Genomic DNA, 23313 nt, shown 5'->3' with positions numbered 1-23313 from the left:
CGGGTGGGCGTACGGGACAATGGCCGGGTGCTGGAGATGACGCGGGAAGCGTTCGAGGAACTGGTCGCCGAGGCACTGGACCGGATTCCGCCGGAGCTGACCCGGCTGATGGACAACGTCGCGGTCTTTGTCGAGGACGAGCCGGAGCCCGATGACCCGGAACTGCTCGGGTTGTACGAGGGCACGCCGCTGACCGAGCGCGGCGAGTGGTACGCGGGCGTGCTGCCGGACCGGATCACCATCTACCGGGGGCCGACGCTGCGGATGTGCGAGACGCGCGAGGACGTGGTGGCCGAGACGGAGATCACCGTCGTCCACGAGATCGCCCACCACTTCGGCATCGATGACGAGAGGCTGCACGCGCTCGGCTACGGGTGAGCCGCGCGTAGGGCCCGTTGTGAAGGAGCCGCGCCGCCGGGCGTGTCCCGGGCGGGGTCACGGGAGTTGGGCACAGCGCACCCGGCTCGTTCATGTCAGGCCCGTCCTTCTTCGCGTCCCCGGAGGTGCCCCCGTGCGCCAGTTCTCCGTTCCCGTCCGCTGGGCAGCGGTCACCGCTGTCACGCTCGCCACGTCCACCGGATGTATGAGCGTCGGCTCCGACGGGGCGGAACCGGCGCCCTCGCGGTCCGCCGAGCCGAAGGGTGCCGCGGTCGAGCCGAACGGGTCCACGGTGACGGGGAGCGGGCACGCCCGGTTCGGCGGCACCGGTGCGCGGTCGGAGCGCCGGGGCGCCGGGGCGAGCGCCTCCGCCTCGCCCTCCGGGAGCGCCCCGGCCGCCGACGGGCCCGGGGGCGGGCCGGAGAAGGGCGCGGGCGACGACCGGGCCGCCCGTCCCTCCGTACCGGCGGGCCCGGCGGAGTCCGCGCCGCCGGAGGAGCCCCCGGCGTCGGCCGGCCCCGGCCCGGTGACCGGCCCGGGGGATCCGGCGGACACGCCTGCGCCGCCGGACCCGGAGGAGCCCGGTCCGGAGCCCTCGGAGTCCGCGCAGCCGGCGCCCTCGACGTCTCCGGCCGCCCAGTTCCGTACCGATGCCCTGGGGTGGCCGGACGGGGTGGCGGAACTGCGTACGCCTGAGGCATCACCGCAGGTGGGACCGGCCTGAGGGGGTGGGCGAGGGGAGGCGGCTTGCGCGATGTGGGTGAGAGTGCGTATGGTGGTAGATCGTTTGATCCCATTGCCCGGCGCCGACACAGAAGAGCGCCGTGTGGCGCGTACTCTCCCTTGCCGTGGCTGGACCGCATTGAGGCGGTCGACATTGCGAAATCACGGAGTTATGGGCGCGTGCCGAGACTCCGGAAGGTTTCGCATTTCGCATGTCAATTTCCAGTTCTGACCACACCGTCATGCCCGAGAACGTCGAGAACGACGAGCTCACCGCTGCCGCCGAGGCCGTCGTCGCCGACGCCGCCGAGGCCGCCGAGCCCACCGTCACCTTCGCCGACCTGGGCCTGCCCGAGGGCATCGTCCGCAAGCTCGCGCAGAACGGTGTGACCACGCCCTTCCCGATCCAGGCGGCGACCATCCCGGACGCCCTGGCCGGCAAGGACATCCTCGGCCGCGGCCGTACCGGCTCCGGCAAGACCCTCTCCTTCGGCCTGCCGACCCTGTCGGCGCTGGCGGACGGCCACACCGAGAAGAAGAAGCCCCGCGCGATCATCCTCACCCCGACCCGTGAGCTCGCGATGCAGGTCGCGGACGCGCTGCAGCCGTACGGCGACGTGCTGGGCCTGAAGATGAAGGTCGTCTGCGGCGGTACGTCGATGGGCAACCAGATCTACGCCCTGGAGCGTGGCGTCGACATTCTCGTCGCCACCCCGGGCCGGCTGCGCGACATCATCAACCGCGGCGCGTGCTCGCTGGAGAACGTCCAGGTCGCCGTCCTCGACGAGGCCGACCAGATGTCCGACCTGGGCTTCCTGCCCGAGGTCACCGAGCTGCTGGACCAGATCCCCGGGGGCGGCCAGCGCATGCTCTTCTCCGCCACCATGGAGAACGAGATCGGCACGCTGGTCAAGCGCTACCTGAGCAACCCGGTCACCCACGAGGTCGACTCCGCCCAGGGCAACGTCTCGACCATGTCGCACCACGTCCTCGTCGTGAAGCCGAAGGACAAGGCGCCGGTCACCTCCGCGATCGCCGCCCGCAAGGGCCGCACGATCATCTTCGTCCGCACCCAGCTGGGCGCCGACCGCATCGCCGAGCAGCTCGTCGACGCGGGCGTCAAGGCGGACGCGCTGCACGGCGGCATGACGCAGGGCGCGCGCACCCGGGTCCTGGAGGACTTCAAGAAGGGTTACGTCAACGCGCTCGTCGCGACCGACGTGGCCGCGCGCGGTATCCACGTCGACGGCATCGACCTGGTCCTGAACGTGGACCCGGCCGGTGACCACAAGGACTACCTGCACCGCTCGGGCCGTACCGCCCGTGCCGGCAAGTCCGGTGTGGTCGTCTCGCTGGCGCTGCCGCACCAGCGCCGCCAGATCTTCCGCCTGATGGAGGACGCGGGCGTCGACGCCTCGCGCCACATCGTGCAGGGCGCGGGCGTCTTCGAGCCGGAGGTCGCCGAGATCACCGGCGCCCGTTCGCTCACCGAGGTCCAGGCCGACTCCGCGAACAACGCCGCGAAGCAGGCCGAGCGCGAGGCCGCCGAGCTGACCAAGCAGCTGGAGCGCGCCCAGCGCCGCGCCGTCGAGCTCCGCGAGGAGGCCGACCGCCTGGTGGCGCGTGCCGCCCGTGAGCGCGGGGACGACCCCGAGGCCGCCGTGGCCGAGGTCACCGCCGAGGCCGAGGCCGCCCTCGCGGCTGCCGCCGCCTCCGTGCCGGAGCAGCCGGCCGTGCGCGAGGACCGCCGCGACGACCGGGGCAACTACGAGCGCCGCGACAACCGCGGTGGCTACCGGGGCAACGACCGCCGCGACGACCGTGGCGACCGGGGCGACCGTCCGTTCCGCCGCGACGACCGGCCGTCCGGTGGCTACCGGGGCAACGACCGGCGCGACGACCGTCCGTCGTTCAACCGGGACCGTCGTGACGACCGCCCGTCGGGCGGCTTCCGCTCCGGCGGCGGTGACCGTCCGTTCAACCGGGACCGTCGTGACGACCGCCCCTCCGGTGGCTTCCGCTCCGGCGGCGGCGACCGCCGGGACGACCGCGGCGGCCGCTCCTTCGAGCGCCGCGACGACCGTCCGTCGTTCAACCGCGACCGTCGTGACGACCGCCCGTCCGGTGGCTTCCGCTCCGGCGGCGGTGACCGTCCGTTCAACCGCGACCGTCGTGACGACCGCCCCTCCGGCGGCTTCCGCTCGGACCGTCCGAACGGCCGCCGCGACGACCACCGTTCGACCGGTACCAGCACCGGCTCGTTCGGCCGTCGCGACGACAAGCCGCGCTGGAAGCGCAACGGCTGATCGTCCGTAGGTCTCCGACCTGATGAAGCGGGCCCGTCCTTCGAGGACGGGCCCGCTTCCGTTTGTTCGCGGCATCGTTCTTTGAACGAGTTCGAATCCGGCTACCGGTGGATGCGCGGCTGCTGTTAATGTCACCTGAATCGCATGGGGGGTAGGGGCCGGGGGGCTTTCACTTCGCACAGACCGCGGCACATGCTGCCGCGTCCTCCTCATGCTCTTGAAGCACCCGGGAGGGGCTCGTCTTGAGACGCCGTACGGCCGTGAGAAGTGCTGTCGCGATGATCGCGGCGCTGGGGATCGGGGCAGCGTTCGTGCCTCCCTCCGCCGGCGCGGAGGCTTCGCCGCCCGCCGGGCTCGTCATCCCCGCGGAGCAGAACCAGAACCCCAACGCGGCCCGCCTGGTGGGCGCCGGGGCGACCGGGTATCTGTGGGGGCAGGCAGGAGAGGGCTACAACTGGACCTCGTACGCCGACGGGTCCACGCGAGCCGTCCCGGTGCCGGACAAGCAGCGGGTCGCCACAGTGGCAGGCACGGACGTCGTGACCTTCACCGGTTTGGCGTCGCCCGTCCAGCGGGACATGCGGACCGGGCAGGAGTGGTCCCTGCCGATCCCCTCGGGGTGGCGCTACGCCGGCACCTACGGCGGCACGGTCGTCACGACCGCCACCCCGGACGGCAAGCCGGGACTGCGTCAGCTGTCCTGGCAGAACGGCCAGGTGGTGGAGACCCCGGTGGCCGGACTGCCGGACGGGGCCAGGTCGCTGTACGTCCAGGAGCACGGCAGCGCGGACGGCGTGTTCGTCGAGGCGACTGTGAACAGCCGACGGGTCGTGTACCGGCTGGACGGTTCGGGACTGCACCCGACGGCCCTCCTCGACAGCTGGGTGAAGCCCGGAGGACAACGGGTGGTCCAGCGGTTCGGCGACACGGGCACCTACCGCGTGTGGGACCTGACGGACCTCTCGAAGCCCGCCTACGAGATCACCCTCACAGATGTGGGTGACGAGAAACTGCTCGGCGTGGTCGGCGACGAGGTCCTGTACACCCGGCAGTCCGCGACCGGCGGGGACACCGCGACCGACCACACCGTCCTCGCGGTCCCGGTGACCGGCGGCCCGGAGCGCGTGGTCCTCGACCGTGCCGCGGCGATACCGGTGGTCGAGCCCGACGGCACGATGCTGCTGGGCAGGGCGAGCGGGAGTCAGGACGCGACCAGTTCCGTGTACGAGCTGCGGGCGGGCGCGGAAGGCAGGGTCACCACGGCGAAGGTGGCCGACGTCGCCGCGATCGCCACCGTCGTCGAAGGCATGAGCATGGCTCAGGGGCGCCTGCACACCGTCGACAGGATCCCGTTCGGCCAGGCGCGGCTGCGCCGGACCGACGTCTCGACGAGCGGCGGTCCGACGGCCGGACCGCGCGTGGACCGGGGGCTGTTCAACCAGTACGCGGGCTGTGACTGGGACTGGTGCGAGGAGATCCAGTCCACCGGTGACGGCCGGCTGGCGTACCAGGGCATCAACGGCGAGGGGCTGAGCGTCCTCGACGAGTCGGCGTCCCTGCCGGCCAGGAAGGTCAACGACCAGCTCACGTACCAGCAGCCGCACGACACGATGCAGGCTTCCGGCCGCTACACCGTGGCAAGGATTCCCGGACCGGCTTCGGAGGACTACAACCCGCGCCTGCAGGTCATCGACCTGGACACCGGGAAGCCGGTCTACACGGGCCCCGCCCAGAACGCGTACATGCCGGCGTTCGCGATCGACGGATCCACGCTGTGGGTGGAGGGTGCCTCGCAGGGCGTCGTCCAAGCGCTCGACGTACGCACCGGAAAGAACATCCGCAGCGTCGACGTCGGCGACTGCGACCTCACGGATCTTCGCGCCAACGGCACCGACCTCTACTGGGAGTGCGCGACCGGCACCTCCGGCGTCTACGGCACCGTCACGAAGAAGTCGGTCCGCCTCCCCGCCCACGGGGACGCGATGCTCGGTGACGGCTACGTCGTTTGGGAGAAGGACGGGGTCCTCTCCGTCACCGATGTGCGGGGCACGACGGGCACCCACGTCGTCGGCCGACCGGCCAATCCCGCGCAGGGCGAGGGGTGGACCGTCGACCGGTTCGGCGGCCCGCTCGCCTTCGCCGACACGGACGGCAGGGTGCACGTGGTCCCGTCCGGTGTGACGGCCTCCGCACTGTCCGTCCGCGACGTCGCCGCCGCGGCATCGGTGAACGTCGCGAGCGCTCCCTGGTCACCCCGCTGGTGGCTGTCGAAGCCCGCGTCGTCCTGGCAGCTGACGCTGCGGAACGCCGCGACGGGGGCCACGGTCCGCACGCTGGCCGGTGGTGAGGTGCGGGGCCTGGTGAAGACCGGGTGGGACGGCAAGGACGCGGGTGGCCGGTTCGCGGCCAATGGCGCGTACAGCTGGACGCTGACCGCGAAGCCCGCCGACGGCCGGGGTGCCGCCCTGACCGCTTCCGGGACGGTGAAGGTCTCCGGAGCGGCAGCCGTGGCACGGGACTTCGTGGGGAACGACGGCTTCGGGGACCTGCTCGCGTTCACCTCGGCGGGCACGGCCGACTGGCGTGCCGGTACCGGGACCGGGGCCGGGCGGGTCGAGAACAAGGTGTCGGCCACCGGCTGGACGGGCGCCGACACCGTGACCGCCGCCGTGCCGTTCGAGGACATCAGCGGCGACCGGTGCAACGACGTCCTGGTCCGTACGAAGGCGGGCGAGCTGCGCGCGTACACGCCGGGCTGCGGGGCCGCGCTCAAGCCCACCACGCCGTACCGGAAGATCGGCACCGGCTGGAACATGTTCGACGCCCTGACCTCACCCGGCGACATGTCGGGCGACGGGCGCGCCGATCTGCTCGGCCGGACGCCCGCGGGCGAGCTGTACTTCTACCGGGGCAAGGGCAACGGCCTCTTCGAGCCCCGGGTGAAGATCGGCTACGGCTGGCAGAAGTACCTCCTCGCCGGCATGGGCGACATGGACGGCGACGGCAGGGCCGACCTGGTGGCCCGCGACCGCTCGGGCAACGTCTGGCGCTACCCCGCCACCGGCAAGGGCACACTCGGTACCCGTACCAAGATCGGTTACGGCTGGACCATGTACGACACGATGGTCGGCTCCGGCGATCTGAACGGCGACGGCCGCGCGGACCTGCTCGCCCGCGACACGTCCGGCGTGCTGTGGAGCTACCGCGGCGACGGCAGGGGCGCGCTGGCGGCGCGTACCAAGGTCGGCGGCGGCTGGCAGATGTACAAGAATCTCTTCTGATCATTCGCTCGGCATCCGGGCTTCCCGGAAAGGAACTTCCCTTTGACCGTGTTCATACGCGGGCGCGCCGCGCTCGTGGGCGCCGTGGCCGGAGCGACCGTGCTCGCCACGGCCGCCGTACCGGCGAGTGCCGCCGACCCCGCCCCGGCCACCGTGGCGACGACCGGTGTGTACGGCCTCGACTTCGCGGGCGGGCGGCTGGTGACGGCGGAGCGGAGCGCCTCCGGCGACCGCATGGTGTACGACCGCCGGGTGTCCGCCGACGCCACGACCGCGGGGGCGCGCGAGAGCCTTGCCTTCGCCGGGACGTACGCCAATGGCGCGCACCTCAGGACGGTGCCGTGCGACAACGTCGGCTGCGTCGAGCTGGTCGCTTCGGGCCACGGAGACGTCGGCTCGGTGTCCGTCGACGGCGACGACGCCGGCACCGAGACCGTGAAGTTCTGGGCTCCCGGAAACTCGTACCACGGTGGTGACGTCAAGTACCCCGTGGGCACGGCCGAGGTCGTGGACCTGACCGGCCGGGCCTATGTCGTCAACGGAGGCTCCCCCGCCAAGCAGCGGGCGGGGATGTACCCGAGCTACACCTCGACCGCCGACCCCATCGTCCGCACCGCGGGCGCCGCCTCCGTCTGGGGCACAACGCTCTGGGCGGCGACCAGCACCACCGGGGCGCTCTCCGGGACCGACCTGAAGACGAAGAAGGTCGTCCTGACGGTGGCCACCGGCGCACCCTGCGTGATCAAGGAAGTGCGCACGGTCGGCCGCTGGGTCTACTGGAACTGCGGGACGACCGGTGCGGCGGGCGTGTACGACCGTACGGCGAAGAAGTCGTTCACCGTGCCGTCCGGGCCCGCCCTCGTCGGCGACGGCTACCTCGTCCGGCACGACCGGACGGCGGGCAAGCTGCTGCTCACCGACTTCCACACGGGCAAGGCGGCCGCTCCGCGCGCGGTTGCGGACCTCCCGGCCGGGAAGACCGCCGACCAGCGGCGGCTGACCTGGGCGGTGGACAAGTTCGGCGGCGACATCGTGTATCTCGACGCCGCGCAGACCCTGCACATCGTGCCCAGCGGGGTGCCCGCGCAGCCTCTCGCGAGGATCGCGTCCGACCTGGGGTCCGACTACCTGGACATCAAGGGCGTCGACGGTCTGGAGAGCTGGAACAGCACCATGCAGTTCAACAAGCCCGTCTCCTGGACGTACACCGTCAAGGACTGGACGGGCCGTACGGTGCGGACCCTCAAGGGTGCTGACGGGACCGAGGCGGACGTCACCTGGGACGGCATGACGGACGCGGGCGCGTACGCGGGCAACGGCAAGCACACCTGGACGCTGAAGGCGACGGCAGAGGACGGCGCGGGGACGTACTCCACCAGCGGGAGCCTGTCCGTGTCCGGCGGCCGACAGGGCTTCCACGACCAGGGCCAGTACAGCAGCGGCGACCTCGTCACGCTCAACTCCTACGGGGACCTGACCATCCAGTTCGGCCAGACCTCGGGTGTCTTCAGCGGCAAGAGGTCCGGGGCCGGCTGGCCGGCCGGCACCGTCGCCGTGCCCTTCGTGGACACCAGCGGCGACCGCTGCTCCGAACTGCTGGTCCGGATGCCCGGCGGGGAGCTGCGCCGGTACAACGGCAGTTGCGGCACCTCCGGCTACCGGCCGACCAGCAAGCACACCGTGATCGGCGGCGGCTGGCAGCAGTACGACGTGCTGACCGCGCCCGGTGACCTGAACGGCGACGGGCGGGCCGACCTCGTCGCCCGTCAGAAGTCCACCGGTGACATCTACTTCTACGCCGGAACGGCCGCCGGGGCGTTCCTCCCGAAGACCCGGATCAACACCGACTGGCGGACGTACGCCCAGCTCACCGGCGTCGGCGACATCACCGGTGACGGTATCCCCGACCTGCTCGGCCACGACCGCAACGGCGGCCTGTGGCGCTACAACGGCCTGGGCAACGGCCGCTTCGCCGCCCGTGTGAAGGTGTTCACCGACTGGGGCCGCTCGTACAACACCCTGGTCGGCGTCGGCGACCTGAACGGTGACGGCCGGAACGACATCGTCGTACGCGACTCGGCGGGCAAGCTGTTCCGCAACAACGGCAACGGCAAGGGCTCCTTCGGAGCCCGTACGCAGATCGCCACTGGCTGGCAGACGTACAAGGGAATCTTCTGAGCGCCTGAGCCCGCCTCCGCTCCGATGACGGGGCCGCGCGGCCGATACCCGATCGGCTGCGCGGCCGGGGCGGGCTATGCTCGGGGGTGATCTGCCGAGGGCCGTTAGCTCAATTGGTCAGAGCAGCGGACTTTTAATCCGTTGGTTGTGGGTTCGAGTCCCACACGGCCTACCGACAGCAGGGCGAGGGGAACCCCCTCTGACCTGCAGCGGAGCGCCCCGTCCGGTTCTCACCGGGCGGGGCGCTCCGCTGTTCGTGCGTGCTTGCGTGAGCTGAGGCGACTTCGTGGCCGGAGTCCGGTCCCCGGCGGCACGGCCGCGGCCCGCCCCGCGGCCCCGGGTCGGCGCGTGCGCGACCCGGGGCCCTTGCATGTGCGGGGTCAGTCGCAGGAGTTGAGGGTGTAGGACGCGTAGACCGCGCCGCCCTGGTCGCGGTCGCCGTTCTTGAAGATGATGTAGCGGCCGTTGGTGGTGCGGAGAAGGTCGAGGTCGTGGGCCGCGCCGTTGTAGCGGAGGCGGAGGTACTCGCCGGAGGCGGTGCTGCCCGAGACGTAGCGGAGCTTGCCGTCCGCGTGGCCGAACGTGTTGGCGCCGACCTGGCCGTCGGCGGTCAGGCCCCAGGTGGCCTGGAGCTTCTTGGTGGCGTAGGTGGTGTTGGAGCCGAAGTGCCCGTCGATGTCCGAGAGGTCGAAGTCGGAGCCGTTCGACTCGTTGGCACCCTCGGCCCACAGGATCTGCTGCCAGAGGCACGCGGCCGACGAGCTGGAGTAGGAGGAGCTGGACAGCTCGCCCTCGTCGCCGAAGTCGTCGGAGTAGGCGTCGCCGCCGTTGACGTAGCCACTGGCCGCCGATGCGGAGGCGGGCGAGGCGGTCACCGCCAGGGCGGTGGCGGCGAGCGTGGCCACGACGGTGGAGCCGAGGCGGGTGCGTGTCATGCGGAGGTTCATCGGTCTGTTCCCCGTTCGTCCGGTTCTGCGGGCGTCTGTGGGTCCATCGTGCGGGCGGCGGCGGGGCGCGGGTACCTGAAAAGTTGCAGGGTCGGGTTCAGGAGGCGTCCGGGCCCTTGCGCAGCGCGCGCCAGGTCGCGGGGCCGACCATGCCGTCGGCGTCCATGCCCGCCCGCTTCTGGAAAGTGAGGACGGCCTGGTGGGTCATGGGGCCGAAGTCGCCGTCCGCCTCCCCGACCTCCGTGACGCCGTGCAGGTACCGCAGGAGGCATTGCAGTTCGCGGACCTGGCTGCCGCCGTCGCCGCGCTGGATGGTGAAGTCCCAGGTGCCGCTGTGGCCCGCCGTGTAGCCGGTGCGGTGCGAGGCGTCCTCGTACAGCACCGGCCGTTCGCAGGTCGGGGGAGCGGTGGCGGCCGCTCGCGGGTCCCAGGGGGAGGCCAGGAGCAGCGCCGCCGTTCCCGCGACCACCGCCGCGAGGCCCGTGACGAGGGCGGGCCGGGTCCACCGCCGGGGGCGCAGCCTCGGCAGCCGGGCCGAGCGAGCGGTGCCGGCGGCGGCCTCGACCCGGCGGAGCAGGTCCTCGGTGCCGGTGGCGCGGGCGCGGTGGTCCGGTGCGAGGCAGTCGTGCAGGATCTCGCGCCACGCGTCGGGGAGGGCGGGCGAGAGGCGCAGCCCCTCGGTGCCGCGCGCGTACCGGGTCGCGGCGTCGGCGCGGGCCTCGGCGGAGGCGCCGGGAAGCGGGAACTCGCCGGTCAGGACGACGTGGGCGAGGACGCCGAAGGCCCAGACGTCGGCGGAGGGGCGGATGCGGGTGCCGCGCTCGTCGACGACGGGCCACAACAGTTCCGGCGGGGTGTAGTCGGGGGTGGCGAAGGCCGGGGTGTAGGCGTGGGTGCCCTGCATCTCGGCCGCCATGTTGAAGTCGGCGAGCCGGGCGGAGCCGTCCGCCATGAGCAGTACGTTGGCGGGTTTCAGGTCGCCGTGCACCCAGCCCGCGTGGTGCAGCTGGTGCAGCCCCTCGCAGACCTGGGCCAGCAGGGCGGGCCCGGAGCGGGGGGCGGCGGTACGGGCGAGCAGGGCGTCCAGGGAGCCCTCGGCGCGTTCCAGGACGAGGACGGTGGCGCCGTCCAGCTCGGGGTGGTCCGGGTCGTCGACGATCAGGGTGTCGTACATCCGGATCAGCCGGGGTGAGCGCAGTCGCCGCAGCAGCTGCACCTCGCGCTCGGCGAGGTCGCGCAGGTGCTCCAGCTGGCGCGGGGTGCGGGTGCCGGTGGGCAGGAACTTCAGCGCGGCCCGGTGCGGCAGCTCGTCGTGCGCGTCCCCGGCCTTCCCCCCGCTCCGTGCGCCCTGCCCGCCCTTCGCGTCCCGGTCGCGCGTCGCTTCGTACACCGTGGCGAACGCACCCGACGCGATCGGCTCGCGTACCTCCCACGGCCCGACCCGGTAGCCCTTGGGCACGGGCACCGCGTACGGCCGCGCGGTCACCGCGCGGCCTCGGCGCGAGCGGATCCGAGCACCACGAGGTCGTCCTCGCGCACCAGGTCGAAGCGCAGGGCGAGGGAGGCCAGGGACTCCTTCTTGCCGTGGGTGCGGCGGCCCGGCCCGGCGGTGTGCGCGTCGGGCCGAAGCCGCAGCTTGAGGGCCAGGTAGTCGATGTTCCAGTACACCGCCGAGCGGCTGGCCCTGGGCCAGCCGGGGCGCAGCCGTTCCACGATCTCCTCGACGGCGGGCAGCGGGGCGTTCGGCTCACCGCGCAGCCGGCGTTCGCACAGGGCGACCAGGACGGCGAAGTACCGTTTGGTGCGGTCCAGGGTGAACGCCGGCAGCGTACCGACGCCGTCGAGGCCCTGGCGGCGCACGCTGCGGAAGGCGTGCCGGGGCGCCCAGACGTCGAAGCTGAGCAGATCGCTGGCGGCGGGCAGGGCCACCCGCGACAGCTCGAACGGAACGGGTGCTTCCACTCGGCCCGGCGGGACCTTGATGTGTTCGCCGGCACCCTCCGGGTTCTCCACGACGTAGGTCTGGTCCTCGCTGAGGTTGCTCAGCAGCCAGAACGTCCGGTGGGCCGTGATCTCACCCGCGTTGCGCGGGACGCCCGCGTGGTCGATGAGGAGGTCGCCGGGTCCGTCGCAGGCCCGGCCGAAGGCGATGCGCTCCCCCGAGCCGATCCTGAGCTGGTCGGCGACGCTGCCGCACGAGGGCGGCACGATGATGACGCTGTACATGGAGCGGTCCCCCCTTTCCCGGATGTCCGGGATAGATCTCTCCAGTCAACTTCCCGGCAGAGTAGGGGAGTTGCAGGGGGAGGGGCCACGCATTCGGGCGGCCCGGCGCGTCACCCGGCGGGGTGCCGGGGGCACCCGCCGGGCCGCCGGGGCGGACGTCAGACCAGGAGCTTCGACTTCGCCCGCTGGTACTCCTCCTCGGTGATCGCGCCCTTGTCCTTGAGGTCGGCGAGCTTCGACAGGTCCTCGACGTGACCGCCGCCCCTGTGGCTGCCGCCGCCCTCCGAGCCGGCCGCGTCCCGGATGTACGCCTTGAAGGCGGCGTCGCGCTGCTTCGCCTCCTGGACGTCGCGCTTGCCCATGGACTTGCCGCGGGCGATCACGTAGATCAGCACGCCCAGATAGGGCAGCACCAGCGCCAGGATCAGCCAGCCGGCCTTGGCCCAGCCGCCGAGGTCATCGCTGCGGAAGATGTCCATGATGACTCGGAAGAGGAGGAACAGCCACATGATCCAGAGGAAGAACCAGAGCATCGTCCAGAACAGGTTGAGCAGGGGATAGTCGTCCATCGTCCACTCCCGGAGCCGTCGAAATGGCTGAGTCTGAAATCAGTCATATCGCCATATGGGTCCGTGCGCCCGTTGGAGCGGCGGCCGGGAGGGTGCGCCGTGAGGTGCGGAGGCTACTTCTCCGGCTCGGAGGCGCCGGCCGGAGTGCGGTCGGCCGCGGCCGTCTTCCTGCTGTGGACCATGATGCCGATGAAACCGGCGAGGAACCCGCTGATCAGGCCCGATATCGCGTGGTTGGCCGCGTTGGCCGCCGCGCTGCCCGGGAGGCCGATCGCCAGGTAGTTCACCACCGCGCTCATCACCGCGCCCATCACGCCGCCGATGAGTCCGCCCGTGGCGGCGGCGCGTACGGGTGACGAGGGGGCGGCCGAGGGAGCGGGGGTGTGATCCGGGGCGAGCGGTGCGGCCATGGTCGAAAGCCCTCCAGACAGGCTGCGAGCAGAGACCGGGAGCGGCTCTCCGCGCGCGGGCATGCGCGGTCGGGGGCCTGCTCACACGGGCAGCCCACCGAGCCGGGGGGTGCAGCAGATACCTTGCGACAGAACACATGTTCCTCGCAATACCTTCTCGATTCCAGCACGTTGACGTTCCGCCAGAGGTGGCCGCGGTCCGGGTCGCCGGTGCGCGCGGGGCGGGTGGTCAGGAGAGGGCCGAACATGCCGTAGAGTTGGGTTCAACGACGCGGGGTGGAGCAGCTCGGTAGCTCGCTGGGCTCATAACCCAGAGGTCGCAGGTTCAAATCCTGTCCCCGCTACTGAAGGATCAGGCCCGGCACGCTAGCAGCGTGCCGGGCCTGATGCGTTGTCGGTGCCCGTGTTTCGCCCCATCGGAGGCCGAGGATTCGCCTGGTGGCCGGGCGGGCGCGAGGCTGGGGGAGGCGCGCGGTACCGGCCGCGGCCGCACCGGGCAGGAGACCGCAGGTGGGGAAGTGGGCGCGACGGTGGCGAGGGCGCGGCGGCGCGGGGACCCGTCGCTTCGTCCGGGTGCTGCCTTTGGCGATGATCGTCATCGGGGTGGTGTTCGACCTCCTCACGCCGCCCTCCTTCACCGCCGTCCCGATATTCGCGGCCGCCCCGTTGATCGCCGCGCCCTTCTTCGGCCTGGGCACCACGATCCGGATCGGGATCCTCGCGGTGCTGGCCGTCGCCGGAATCCGGCTCTACACCGGCGATCTGATCGAGGTGGTCTCGTTCATCGAGATCGTCACCGTGCTCACGGTCGCCTTCCAGGCGTGCTTGATCAACCAGGTCGTGCGGCGGGGGAGCGAGCAGCTGGCGTCCGCCCGGATCATCGCCGAGACGGCCATGCGGGCCGTGGTCCCCGAACCGCCCGACCGGCTCGGCGGACTCCAGGTGGCCGCGCGGTACGAGGCGGCGCAGGCGGACGAGTTCGTCGGGGGCGACCTCTTCGCGGCCGCTGACACCCCGTACGGCGTACGGCTCGTGCTGGGCGACGTGCGCGGGAAGGGGCTGGAGGCGGTCGGCGCGGTGGCGGTGGTGATCGGGGCGTTCCGGGAGGCGGCGGAGCAGGAGGAGTCGCTGGAGGGCGTGGCGGGGCGGCTGGAGCACGCGCTGGCACGTGAGTCGGTGCGGCGGAGCAATCTGGACGCGTTCGAGGGGTTCGTGACCGCCGTGTTCGCGGAGGTCCCGCCGGGATCGGCGCGCGTACGACTGGTGAACCGCGGCCATCCGGACCCGTTGCTGCTGTACGGGGACGGCGTGGTGGAGGCGCTGACGCCCTCGGAGCCCGCGTTGCCGCTCGGCATGGACCTGGGGGTGCGGCCGGACCGCTCGGACGAGTGGGAGCTGCCGTCCGGCGGGACGCTGCTGTTCTACACGGACGGCCTGTCGGAGGCCCGTGACGTCGGTGGCGTCTTCTACGACCCGGTGGAGCGGCTGCGCGGGCGGCTCTTCCCGGGCCCCGAGGAGCTGCTGTCCGCGCTGACCGACGATGTACGGCTGCACACGGGGGGCGAGTCGACCGACGACATGGCGCTGCTCGCGGTGGCGCGGCCGGCGGAGGGGCAGCCCGACCGGAGGAGGACGGTGAAGATCGTCAAGAAGGGTGACACGCTGCGTGACTGAGGGGCGCCGCTCTGCATAACATTTGACGCAACGTCAGAAAACACGTAGTGGCTGAACGCCGATCAACTCGCCCGATTCCCCCCGGTTGTGTCCCGTAAGTCCCGGCCGCGCACGTGAACGATCAGTGGGAACAGCTTGGAATCGGACCCGTCTGTCTATTAACGTTCGATAACGCAGCGCGGTTGTCCCAGCCGTCGTCAGGACGGCGCCGCGCGCGTGCGCCGAATCCCGCAAGGGAACCGGGGAACCACCTACATGGGGTGAATCGGGCGTCTTCGTCTTCACAAGAGGCGGAGGGACCCGTAGGAGACCTTCCTGCTCCGAACCCGTCAGCTAACCCGGTAGGCGAGAAGGAAGGAAAGGAGTGCGCCCGCGTGGCGTCCAACAAGCCTGCCCCCGAATCACCCTCCCGGTTCGTGCCCGAGTACGGCGCCGACTACGTGTCCGGCCCCGGCACCGCGTACATCCCGGAACAGGGGAGCGACTACGCGACCGATCGGGGCAACGGCTTCGCCACCGGCGCCGGTCCCGGCTTCCGGGCCGACGACGCCGACTCCGAGCGGACCTGGGAGGAATGGAACCCCACCGAGGAGTCCGTCCGTCCCGTCCGCGGCAAGCACCGCGTCGCCAAGCAGCGCAATGGTCTGGCCCGTAGCTCCACCGTCCTCGGCGTCGGTGTCATCGCGGCCGTCGGCGCGGGCGGCATGGCCACCGCGCAGAGCAAACCGCCGGTCTCCATCTCTCTTCCCGATTCCATCGCGGACAATCTCCCCGACGCCAAGTCCCTTCCCGGCGTGGGCGCGTTGTTCTCCGACAACAGCGAGGCCGAAACCCCCGCCGCCGCTACGGCCGCCGCTCCGCTGACCACCGCCGGTATCACCACGGCCGAGGCCGAGCAGGGCACCACGGACGCCGGCGAGGCGCTGCGTGCCCGCATCCTCCAGCAGGCCGAGCAGCAGCAGGGCGCCGCCGACGCCGAGGCGAAGGCGGCCGAGGAGAAGGCAGCCGCCGAGAAGGCGGCCGCCGACGCGAAGAAGCAGCAGGACGAGGCCGAGGCCAAGGCCGCCGCCGAGAAGAAGAAGGCGGAGGAGGAGGCGAAGAAGAAGGCCGAGGCCCTGCGCCTGGCCAAGCTCGCCGCCAGCTACGCCATCCCCACCTCCTCGTACACGATCACCTCGACGTTCGGCGAGGCCGGCTCGATGTGGTCCTCCGGCTACCACACGGGCCTCGACTTCGCGGCCCCGACCGGAACCCCGATCAAGGCCATCCACACCGGCACCATCAAGTCGGCCGGCTGGTCCGGCGCCTACGGCTACCGCACGGTGCTGGAGCTGGAGGACGGCACCGAGCTGTGGTTCTGCCACCAGTCCTCGATCGGCGTCACGGTCGGCCAGAAGGTCACCACCGGCGACACCATCGGCCGCGTCGGCGCCACCGGCAACGTGACCGGCCCGCACCTCCACCTGGAGGTCCACACCCCGGACGGCACCGGCATCGACCCGATGGCCTGGCTGCGCGCCCGCGGTCTGACGGTCTGAGTCCGCGCAGTACTTTCCGCGGTTGCGGGGCGGCCTTCGCCGTTCCCGGTCCGCGGCCTTCCGAACCCCGGCAGCCCTGACGCACACCCCCCGACGTCAGGGCTGCCGGTCTGCGTGGCCGCCGCCCACCCGGTGTATGCAGCACGGAATAGCGGCCGGGCCGGAAGCCGTTGTTCCTCCTATGACTACACTGCGCGAACTCGGCCCGTCGGGCCTCCAGGTCTTCCCGCTCTGCCTCGGTGGAAACGTCTTCGGCTGGACCGCGGACGAGGACGAGTCCTTCGCCGTCCTCGACGCGTACGCGGCGGCCGGCGGCAACTTCGTCGACACCGCGGACGCCTACTCGCACTGGGTTCCCGGCAACGAGGGCGGCGAGTCGGAGACGGTCATCGGCAAGTGGCTCGCGTCGCGCGGCAACCGGTCCGACGTCGTGGTGGCCACCAAGGTCGGTGCGCTTCCCGGCTACAAGGGCCTCTCGGCGCCGACGATCAAGGCGGCCGCCGAGGAGTCGCTGCGCCGGCTGGGCACGGACCACATCGACCTGTACTACACGCACTTCGATGACGAGACCGTCCCGGTCGAGGAGATCATCACCGCCCTCGACGAGCTGGTGAAGGAGGGCAAGGTCCGCGAGATCGCCGCCTCCAACATCAGCGCCGCGCGGCTGCGCGCCTCCCTCGAATTCTCCGAACGCGAGGGCCTGGCCCGCTATGTGGCGCTCCAGCCGCACTACAACCTCGTCTCCCGGGACACCTACGAGGGCGAGCTCCAGGACACCGCGGCCGACGCCGGGCTCGCGGCCGTCCCGTACTACGCGCTGGCCTCGGGCTTCCTCACCGGCAAGTACCGCCCGGGGACGACCGTGGACAGTGCCCGCGCCGGGAGCGCGGCCGGTCACCTGGAGTCGGAGCGCGGACAGCGGGTGCTCGCCGCGCTCGACGCGGTGGCGCGGGACCGGGACGCCGAGATCGCGACGGTGGCCCTGGCCTGGCTCGCGGCGCGCCCGACGGTCGCCGCGCCGATCGCCTCCGCCCGCACGGTCGGCCAGCTGCCCGCCCTGCTGGCGGTGGCCGGGCTTCAGCTGACGGACGAGGAGCTGTCGACGCTGACGGCGGCGTCGGCGTAGGGATCAGGCCGGCGGCCCGCCGGCGCGGGGCTGCCGGCCGTAGGGCTGCGTCGGATACGGGGGCTGCGGGCTGCCGTACGGGGACGGGCCGCCGTACGGGGACGGGCCGCCGCTGTACGGATTAGGGCTGCCGCCGTACGGGGCCGGGCTGCCGTACGCGTACGGCGCGGGCCCGCCCATGGGCGGCTGGCGGGGCGGCCAGGCGGCCGTGTAGCCGGGCGGCCGCCGGTGGGTGGCCCGGGCCGCGTACGCGAGGGCAGGCCCCGCGATCTCGCGGCGCTGCCACAGGTGGTGCAGCAGCTCCAGCTCGCGTGCGGCGAAGTCCGGATCCGCCCTGCCCCGCCCGGCCTGCCGGCGCAGGGAGGCCAGGGACGTCGCGAACGCCTCGTACTCGGCGACCGAGCGCGCCGCCGCCCTGCCGCGCTCCTTCGCCTCCTTGGCGCGGAGCCTCGCGTAGTCCGGGTGGTACGGATGGCCGGTGGCGCTCACCGCGTACCGTCGGCGTGCCGCGTTCCTGGCCAGGGCGCGGGCCCGCATCGAGGCGAGGGCGCGGGGCTCGTCGGGGGTGAGCCAGCCGGCTTCGGCGTACGCGGGGAGCTCGACGGCCAGGGAGCGGAGCTCCTTGCGGCGGGCCCTGACCACCTGCCAGGTCACCAGGCCGAACACCGGGACCATGAACGCCCCGTACACGATGTAGAAGCCGTACCGGCCGAAGGTCGCCGAGCCGTTCCACAGGGCGTGCATGCCCATGGCGAGGATCAGGCCGAGCAGGGGGACGGCGATGCGCCGCACCCGGCGGCCGGGTGCGGCGCTCGCGGCTATCCCGAGACCGATGCCGGTCAGGACGGTGAAGAGCGGGTGGGCGAAGGGGGTCATGACGGCCCGTACCAGGAACGTCACCACGGTCACCGACGCGAAGCCGGAGTCCAGCTGCTGGTCCTCACCGAAGGCGTTGCCCAGGTAGAGGATGTTCTCGGTGAAGGCGAACCCCGTCGCGGTGAAGCCCGCGGCGACGACGCCGTCCACGATCCCGGTGAACTCCCGTCGGCGGAAGAGGAGGAGCAGCAGGACGGCCGCAGCCTTGGCGCTCTCCTCGACCACCGGTGCGATGACCGTGGCGCCGAGGGTGTCGGCGTTCCCCGGATCGCTGTCGGCTATCCACCGGGTCGCGAACGAGTTGGCGAGGATGGCGACCAGCGCTGCCGCGCACGCGCCCCAGGCGAAGGCGAACAGCAGATTCCGCCACGGGGTCGGGTCGACCCGGTCCAGCCAGCGGAAGGCTGTCATCAGCACGGGGACCGGCAGGACGGCCAGGCCCAGGCCGACGAGGAATCCCTCGGTGCCGGTCTGGTCGCGGACCAGGGCGAGGATCACCACCCCGCAGAGCGCCAGCAGCGTGAAGACGGCGACCACTCGGAACGTCCGATTCCGCCAGAGCAGGCCGACGCGGCGCGGCCGGTATCGCCACTGGCCCCGCGCCGGAACGGCGGCCAGGATCTCGCCGACCCGCTGCTCCTGGAGCACCGGGACGGCCGGCTGATCCCGCCGTTGTCGCTGAACAGACCCGTCGGACACCCCTCGACCCTAACGAGCGGGTCCGACAACGGCCATGGTGCCCGTCGGGCTCAGACGCGTGCGAAGAGCAGGTCGTGCACGACGTGGCCCTTCCCCAGACCCTGGCCCTCGAACCGGGTCCGCGGGCGGAACGCGGGGCGCGGGGCGTAACCGCCGTCGGCCACCGTGTTCTCGAAGAGGGGATGCGCGGTGAGCACGTCGAGCATCTGCTCGGCGTACGGCTCCCAGTCGGTCGCGCAGTGCACGATCGCCCCCGACTTCAGCGGGCCCGCCACCAGGTCCAGGAACTCCGGCTGGATCAGGCGGCGCTTGTGGTGGCGGGACTTGGGCCACGGGTCGGGGAAGTAGACCCGCAGCCCGTCCAGCGAATCCGGCTCCAGCATCTCGCGCAGCAGGATGATCGCGTCACCGTTGGCGACCCGGACGTTGGTCGAGCCGTTCCGGTCGGCGAGGCCGAGCAGATTGCCCTGGCCGGGCGTGTGCACGTCGACGGCGAGGATGCCGGTCCCGGGGTCGTCGGCCGCCATCTGCGCGGTGGCCTCGCCCATGCCGAAGCCGATCTCCAGGACCACCGGGAGGCCGTCGAACATGGCGGGCAGGTCGAGGACGCTCAGCCCGTCGATGTCCAGGCCCCACTTGGGCCAGAGCCGTTCCAGGGCGTTCTGCTGGCCGGGCGTGACGCGGCTGCGGCGCGGCTGGAAGCTGCGGATCCGGCGCTCGTGGTGCGAGCCGGCCGGGTCGGCCGCCGGACCCCCGGGGAATCGGGGCTGCTGGCGCATCCGGCGCGCGCGCTCCAGGGACGCGGCCCGCACGTCGTCGGGGATTCCGGCGGTGGTGGGCACGGTGCCGTCGGGCGTCGGGCGGGAGGGGTTCTTGGGCTCAGACACAATGCCCTGATTCTACGGGGCCGGGCGACGGCGGGTCGCTCGGCGACCGCGCGGGCCGGGGTGCTCCGGGGGCGCGCCCGTCACCCCGCGGGTGCCGGTGTCGGCGGCTTCCAGCCGGCTGTCCGGGCCCGGAGCAGGGCGCGGCGGGCCACCTCGCGGCCGATGGGCAGCGAGGCGGTGGCGGCGGGCGACGGGGCGTTCAGCACGTGCACCGTGTGCGGGGCCTCGCGGATCAGGAAGTCGTCCACCAGCGTGCCGTCGCGGAGCACGGCCTGGGCGCGGACCCCGGCCGGCGAGGGGCGCAGGTCCTCCTCCGTGACGTCGGGCAGGAGGCGGCGGACCGCCTCCGTGAACGCGCGCTTCGAGAGGGAGCGGTGCACCTCGCCCGCCCCGTACCGCCAGTGTCTGCGGGCGATGCGCCACGAGCCCGGCCAGCTGAGCGTGTCCATCAGCTCGCGGGGCCGGACGACGGGCCAGCCGTAACCCTCGCGGGCGGCGGCGGGCACGGCGTTGGGGCCGACGTGGACGGAGCCGTCGAAGCCCCGGGTCAGGTGGACGCCGAGGAACGGGAACGCCGGGTCGGGCACCGGATAGACGAGCCCGCGCACCAGCTCGGGCCGCGCCAGCTCGTAGTACTCCCCCCGGAAGGGCACGATCCGCATCCCCGGGTCGTCGCCGGCCAGCCTGGCGATCCGGTCGCAGTGCAACCCCGCGCAGTTGACCAGCACCCTGGCCCGGACCACGAGTCCGTCGGCCGTGCGCACGGCCACGCCCCAGGGGCGGCGGTCGATCGCCGTGACCTCGGCGCCGAAGCGGATCACGCCGCCCGCGCCGCGTACCTCCTCGGCGAGGCGCCCGGCGACCGCCCGGAAGTCGCACACGCCGGTCGTGCCGACCCGGATCGCGGCGAGTCCCCGCACCTTCGGCTCGTACTCGGCGATCTGCGCGGGCCCCAGCTCGCGCACCGGCAGCCCGTGCTCGCGGCCGCGCTGGACCAGGGCGTGGAGCCGGGGCAGCTCGGTGCGGTCCGTCGCGACGATCAGCTTGCCGGTCACCGCGTGGGCGATGGAGTGCTCCCGGCAGAAGTCGGTCATCTCGGCGCTGCCGCGCAGGGCGTACCGCGCCTTGAGCGAGCCCGGCGGGTAGTAGATGCCGCTGTGGATCACCCCGCTGTTGCGCCCCGTCTGGTGGTGCGCCGGGCCCTTCTCCTTCTCCAGCACGGTCACGCGGGTGCCCGGCGCGGTGCGCGTGAGCGCGTACGCGGCCGACAGGCCGACGATCCCGCCGCCGATCACCAGCACATCGCAGTCGTACGCCGCGTGCGTCATCATCACGCCACCTCCCACCCCGATAGTGCACTGACCCACTGACAACGCACTCAAACCCGTGCGGCCAGCGTGGCGCTTCCCAGGAAGCGGGATTTCTATGCCGATGCCGGTACTTCTATGCCGGGGCGACCAGAAGGGGGCGGGCGCGCTCGCGCAGTTCCACGACGCGCGGCTCGTCCCCGTACGGTTCCAGCCGGTGCAGCAGGTCGCGTACGTACTCCGTGGTCCGCGCCGACGAGATGCGGCCCGCCACCTCCACGGCCCGGGTGCCCGCCGCGCAGGCGGCGTCCAGATTCCCCGACTCCAGCTCGGCGACCGCCGACACCACGAGCCGCAGCCCGTGCGAGCGGACGAACTCCTCGGTGGGCCGGGACAGCGCCTGCTCGGTGAAGCGCCGGACCTGGCGGGGTGCCTTCAGGTCGAGATGGCACTCGGCGGCGTCGGCCGCGAACCGGTCGTACGAGTAGAAGCCGAGCCATGCCGGGTCGGCGTCGCCCTCCCGGGAGCGTTCGAGCCAGCTCTCGGATGCCTTGAGCGCGGCCCCCGCGGCCGGCGCGTCGTTCGCCTTCGCGTGCGCGCGGGCCTCGACCAGGCGGAAGAAGCTCATCGTGCGGGCGGTGGCGAGGCCCCGGTTGCGCTCGACGGCGGCCTGCGCGAGGTCGACCCCCTCGTCGGCGAAGCCGCGATAGGTCGCCTGGAGCGACATCGACGCCAGGACATAACCGCCGAGCGGTACGTCGGCCGCGGCCCGTGCGAGGCGCAGCGCCTGGATGTAGTACCGCTGGGCCGCCTCCTGCTGGCCGGTGTCGAAGGCCATCCAGCCGGCGAGCCGGGTCAGCTCGGCCGCCGCCCCGAACAGCGCACGGCCGACGTCGTCGCTGTACGAGCCGAGAAGGAGCGGGGCCGCGTCCACACGTAAGCACTCCGGGACCATCGAGGAGCGCCAGTCCCCGCCGCCGTACTTGGAGTCCCAGCGGCGCGCGTCCTGGGCGGCCTCGCGGAGCTTGGAGACGTCGCTGTGGCCGACGCGCAGCGCGGAGGCGTCACCTCCGGATTCGGGGCCGGGCTGTGCCGGGATCAGGAGACTGTGGCCGGTGGCCGTGCCGGTCGCCTGGGCGGGCGACGCGGGTGCCCCCGGCTGGGCGGATGCCCCGGCGGGGCCGTGCGCCCCCGGTGCGCCGTGTGCGCCGGGCGGCTGCCCCGCGACCGTGGCCGGGGTCCGCGCGACCGAGGGGTCGGCGGGGGATATCAGCCAGCGGGACGCGGGGGTGGCGTACGCGCTCACCGAGAACGAGCCCGCGAGCGACTGCCAGATCCCGCCGCTGCCCGCACGCCGCCCGGCCAGATCCAGCCGGTACAACTCCGTCGCGGACCGGACGGCCGCGTCCACGTCTCGCGGGAACGCCAGACCGACCTCCGGCGCCGGATCGGCGTCGGCGAGACCGATCTCGTGCAGGGGGACGGGCCGGCCCAGCTTGGCGCCGATCGCCGCGGCGATGAGATGGGGCGCGGCGCCCTGGGGCACCATGCCCTTGGAGACCCAGCGGGCGACCGACGTCTTGTCGTAGCGGAGGGTCAGTCCCCGCTGCGCCCCGAGGTCGTTGACCCGCCGGGCGAGCCCGGCATTACTGATTCCCGCGAGGGCGAGAACGGTGCCGAGCTTCTCGTTCGGTCCTCGTTGCTCCCTGGACATGGCCACCCCTCGACACACAGACGGCAGCCGCGTCACCGTCTCGGCGCGCGGCATTCGTACCGTGTTCTCCCCAGGGACGAACCCTGTCACTCCGCCCGCACACGCATTTGGCCGTGCCCCGGGGAATATGCCGCCCTGCAGAGAACATCAGTGCACCCAGCGTAGTTCGTCGCATCCCTACCGTTAAGGGCCGGACGTCCGTATGGCGGGATTGTTGTCCGTCCCGGCCACGCGCGGAGTGCTGTGGGGCGGGAGGTGACGCGAGGGGCGTACGGGGCGGTGGAGGCGAACACGGGGAGGAGGAAGGGAAAAGGAAGGGCGGGGGAATGACGGGGGTGCGGGGGAGGGGGAGTGGAGAGCGCCGGGGCGGGGTGCGGGCCGGTGTGCGAGGGAGTGCGATTCCGCTTCGCGGCGGCGGTGTCCGGGCTCCGTCGCGCCGCTCCCTCCGCGCGCCGACCAGCGCGGACCGGCGCG

General features: G+C 72.4%; 17 protein-coding genes, 2 tRNA genes and 1 riboswitch. Of the genes, 10 read left to right on the top strand and 9 right to left on the bottom strand.

Annotated features, from left to right (window positions below; genetic code table 11):
- The first annotated feature begins 27 nt into the window (after positions 1-27).
- The 6 genes from ACZ6C6_RS25900 (at position 28) to ACZ6C6_RS25875 (ending at position 9038) form a co-directional block, all read left to right on the top strand.
- On the top strand, positions 28-378 hold the full coding sequence (locus tag ACZ6C6_RS25900) for a metallopeptidase family protein (RefSeq protein ID WP_469205782.1): 351 nt from the start codon (positions 28-30) through the stop codon (positions 376-378).
- Positions 379-511: 133 nt separating this feature from the next.
- Positions 512-1102, top strand: a complete 591-nt coding sequence (locus tag ACZ6C6_RS25895; RefSeq protein ID WP_469205780.1) for a hypothetical protein — start codon at positions 512-514, stop codon at positions 1100-1102.
- A 241-nt stretch (positions 1103-1343) separates the two neighbouring features.
- Positions 1344-3407, top strand: coding sequence for a DEAD/DEAH box helicase (locus tag ACZ6C6_RS25890; protein ID WP_469205778.1), 2064 nt, complete (start codon positions 1344-1346; stop codon positions 3405-3407).
- Positions 3408-3667: 260 nt separating this feature from the next.
- Complete coding sequence (locus tag ACZ6C6_RS25885; RefSeq protein WP_469205776.1) at positions 3668-6688, top strand: FG-GAP repeat domain-containing protein; 3021 nt, start codon at positions 3668-3670, stop codon at positions 6686-6688.
- A 48-nt stretch (positions 6689-6736) separates the two neighbouring features.
- The gene (locus ACZ6C6_RS25880) at positions 6737-8866 is read left to right on the top strand and encodes an FG-GAP-like repeat-containing protein (RefSeq protein ID WP_469206133.1); all 2130 of its coding nucleotides are present in this window, start codon (positions 6737-6739) and stop codon (positions 8864-8866) included.
- A 98-nt stretch (positions 8867-8964) separates the two neighbouring features.
- Positions 8965-9038, top strand: a tRNA-Lys gene (locus ACZ6C6_RS25875).
- Positions 9039-9246: 208 nt separating this feature from the next.
- Here the strand turns inward: ACZ6C6_RS25875 and ACZ6C6_RS25870 are convergent.
- The 5 genes from ACZ6C6_RS25870 to ACZ6C6_RS25850 form a co-directional block, all read right to left on the bottom strand.
- The gene (locus ACZ6C6_RS25870) at positions 9247-9801 is read right to left on the bottom strand and encodes a peptidoglycan-binding domain-containing protein (protein WP_469205774.1); all 555 of its coding nucleotides are present in this window, start codon (positions 9799-9801) and stop codon (positions 9247-9249) included.
- Between the two features lie 109 nt (positions 9802-9910).
- The gene (locus tag ACZ6C6_RS25865) at positions 9911-11299 is read right to left on the bottom strand and encodes a protein kinase domain-containing protein (RefSeq protein WP_469205772.1); all 1389 of its coding nucleotides are present in this window, start codon (positions 11297-11299) and stop codon (positions 9911-9913) included.
- Positions 11296-12039: an FHA domain-containing protein gene (locus ACZ6C6_RS25860; protein ID WP_469205771.1), complete on the bottom strand. Its 744-nt coding sequence runs from the start codon at positions 12037-12039 to the stop codon at positions 11296-11298. The genes ACZ6C6_RS25865 and ACZ6C6_RS25860 overlap by 4 nt, the downstream gene beginning before the upstream one ends.
- A gap of 158 nt (positions 12040-12197) precedes the next feature.
- Positions 12198-12608, bottom strand: coding sequence for an SHOCT domain-containing protein (locus ACZ6C6_RS25855; RefSeq protein ID WP_469205769.1), 411 nt, complete (start codon positions 12606-12608; stop codon positions 12198-12200).
- A 113-nt stretch (positions 12609-12721) separates the two neighbouring features.
- A complete protein-coding gene (locus tag ACZ6C6_RS25850; protein WP_469205767.1) occupies positions 12722-13018 on the bottom strand; it encodes a hypothetical protein in 297 nt (98 codons plus the stop codon).
- Between the two features lie 270 nt (positions 13019-13288).
- Between ACZ6C6_RS25850 and ACZ6C6_RS25845 the strand changes: the two genes are divergently transcribed.
- The 4 genes from ACZ6C6_RS25845 to ACZ6C6_RS25830 all read left to right on the top strand — a co-directional run bounded on the left by ACZ6C6_RS25845 (position 13289) and on the right by ACZ6C6_RS25830 (position 17356).
- Positions 13289-13362: transfer RNA gene (locus ACZ6C6_RS25845), tRNA-Met, on the top strand.
- Between the two features lie 166 nt (positions 13363-13528).
- Positions 13529-14692: a PP2C family protein-serine/threonine phosphatase gene (locus ACZ6C6_RS25840; RefSeq protein WP_469205765.1), complete on the top strand. Its 1164-nt coding sequence runs from the start codon at positions 13529-13531 to the stop codon at positions 14690-14692.
- Between the two features lie 209 nt (positions 14693-14901).
- A riboswitch (cyclic di-AMP (ydaO/yuaA leader) is annotated at positions 14902-15055 on the top strand.
- An 11-nt stretch (positions 15056-15066) separates the two neighbouring features.
- On the top strand, positions 15067-16230 hold the full coding sequence (locus tag ACZ6C6_RS25835) for a M23 family metallopeptidase (RefSeq protein WP_469205763.1): 1164 nt from the start codon (positions 15067-15069) through the stop codon (positions 16228-16230).
- A gap of 181 nt (positions 16231-16411) precedes the next feature.
- Positions 16412-17356 (top strand): aldo/keto reductase, encoded by a 945-nt coding sequence (locus ACZ6C6_RS25830; protein WP_469205761.1) that lies wholly within the window; start codon positions 16412-16414, stop codon positions 17354-17356.
- A gap of 3 nt (positions 17357-17359) precedes the next feature.
- Here the strand turns inward: ACZ6C6_RS25830 and ACZ6C6_RS25825 are convergent, their stop codons facing one another.
- The 4 genes from ACZ6C6_RS25825 to ACZ6C6_RS25810 all read right to left on the bottom strand — a co-directional run bounded on the left by ACZ6C6_RS25825 (position 17360) and on the right by ACZ6C6_RS25810 (position 22839).
- Positions 17360-18931, bottom strand: a complete 1572-nt coding sequence (locus ACZ6C6_RS25825; RefSeq protein ID WP_469205759.1) for a PrsW family intramembrane metalloprotease — start codon at positions 18929-18931, stop codon at positions 17360-17362.
- A gap of 50 nt (positions 18932-18981) precedes the next feature.
- Positions 18982-19818 carry a tRNA (guanosine(46)-N7)-methyltransferase TrmB gene (trmB, locus tag ACZ6C6_RS25820; protein ID WP_469205757.1) on the bottom strand — a complete coding sequence of 279 codons (837 nt, stop codon included), beginning with the start codon at positions 19816-19818 and terminating at the stop codon, positions 18982-18984.
- Positions 19819-19898: 80 nt separating this feature from the next.
- Entirely contained in the window at positions 19899-21149 is a 1251-nt protein-coding gene (gene lhgO, locus ACZ6C6_RS25815) for an L-2-hydroxyglutarate oxidase (RefSeq protein WP_469205755.1), read from the bottom strand.
- Positions 21150-21261: 112 nt separating this feature from the next.
- Positions 21262-22839 carry a sporulation protein gene (locus ACZ6C6_RS25810; RefSeq protein ID WP_469205754.1) on the bottom strand — a complete coding sequence of 526 codons (1578 nt, stop codon included), beginning with the start codon at positions 22837-22839 and terminating at the stop codon, positions 21262-21264.
- Positions 22840-23313: the final 474 nt, after the last annotated feature.

The organism is Streptomyces sp. NPDC041814 (genome assembly GCF_055590565.1).
Note: the sequence above shows the minus strand (reverse complement) of the source record. Positions and strands in the feature narration are given on the sequence as shown.

Coding starts and splice junctions, on each gene's coding strand:
- ACZ6C6_RS25855 (WP_469205769.1), bottom strand. CDS start 12,608: ATGGACGACTATCCCCTGCTCAACCTGTTCTGGACGATGCTCTGGTTC.
- ACZ6C6_RS25860 (WP_469205771.1), bottom strand. CDS start 12,039: ATGTACAGCGTCATCATCGTGCCGCCCTCGTGCGGCAGCGTCGCCGAC.
- ACZ6C6_RS25870 (WP_469205774.1), bottom strand. CDS start 9,801: ATGACACGCACCCGCCTCGGCTCCACCGTCGTGGCCACGCTCGCCGCC.
- ACZ6C6_RS25830 (WP_469205761.1), top strand. CDS start 16,412: ATGACTACACTGCGCGAACTCGGCCCGTCGGGCCTCCAGGTCTTCCCG.
- ACZ6C6_RS25890 (WP_469205778.1), top strand. CDS start 1,344: ATGCCCGAGAACGTCGAGAACGACGAGCTCACCGCTGCCGCCGAGGCC.
- ACZ6C6_RS25810 (WP_469205754.1), bottom strand. CDS start 22,839: ATGTCCAGGGAGCAACGAGGACCGAACGAGAAGCTCGGCACCGTTCTC.
- lhgO (WP_469205755.1), bottom strand. CDS start 21,149: ATGATGACGCACGCGGCGTACGACTGCGATGTGCTGGTGATCGGCGGC.
- ACZ6C6_RS25850 (WP_469205767.1), bottom strand. CDS start 13,018: ATGGCCGCACCGCTCGCCCCGGATCACACCCCCGCTCCCTCGGCCGCC.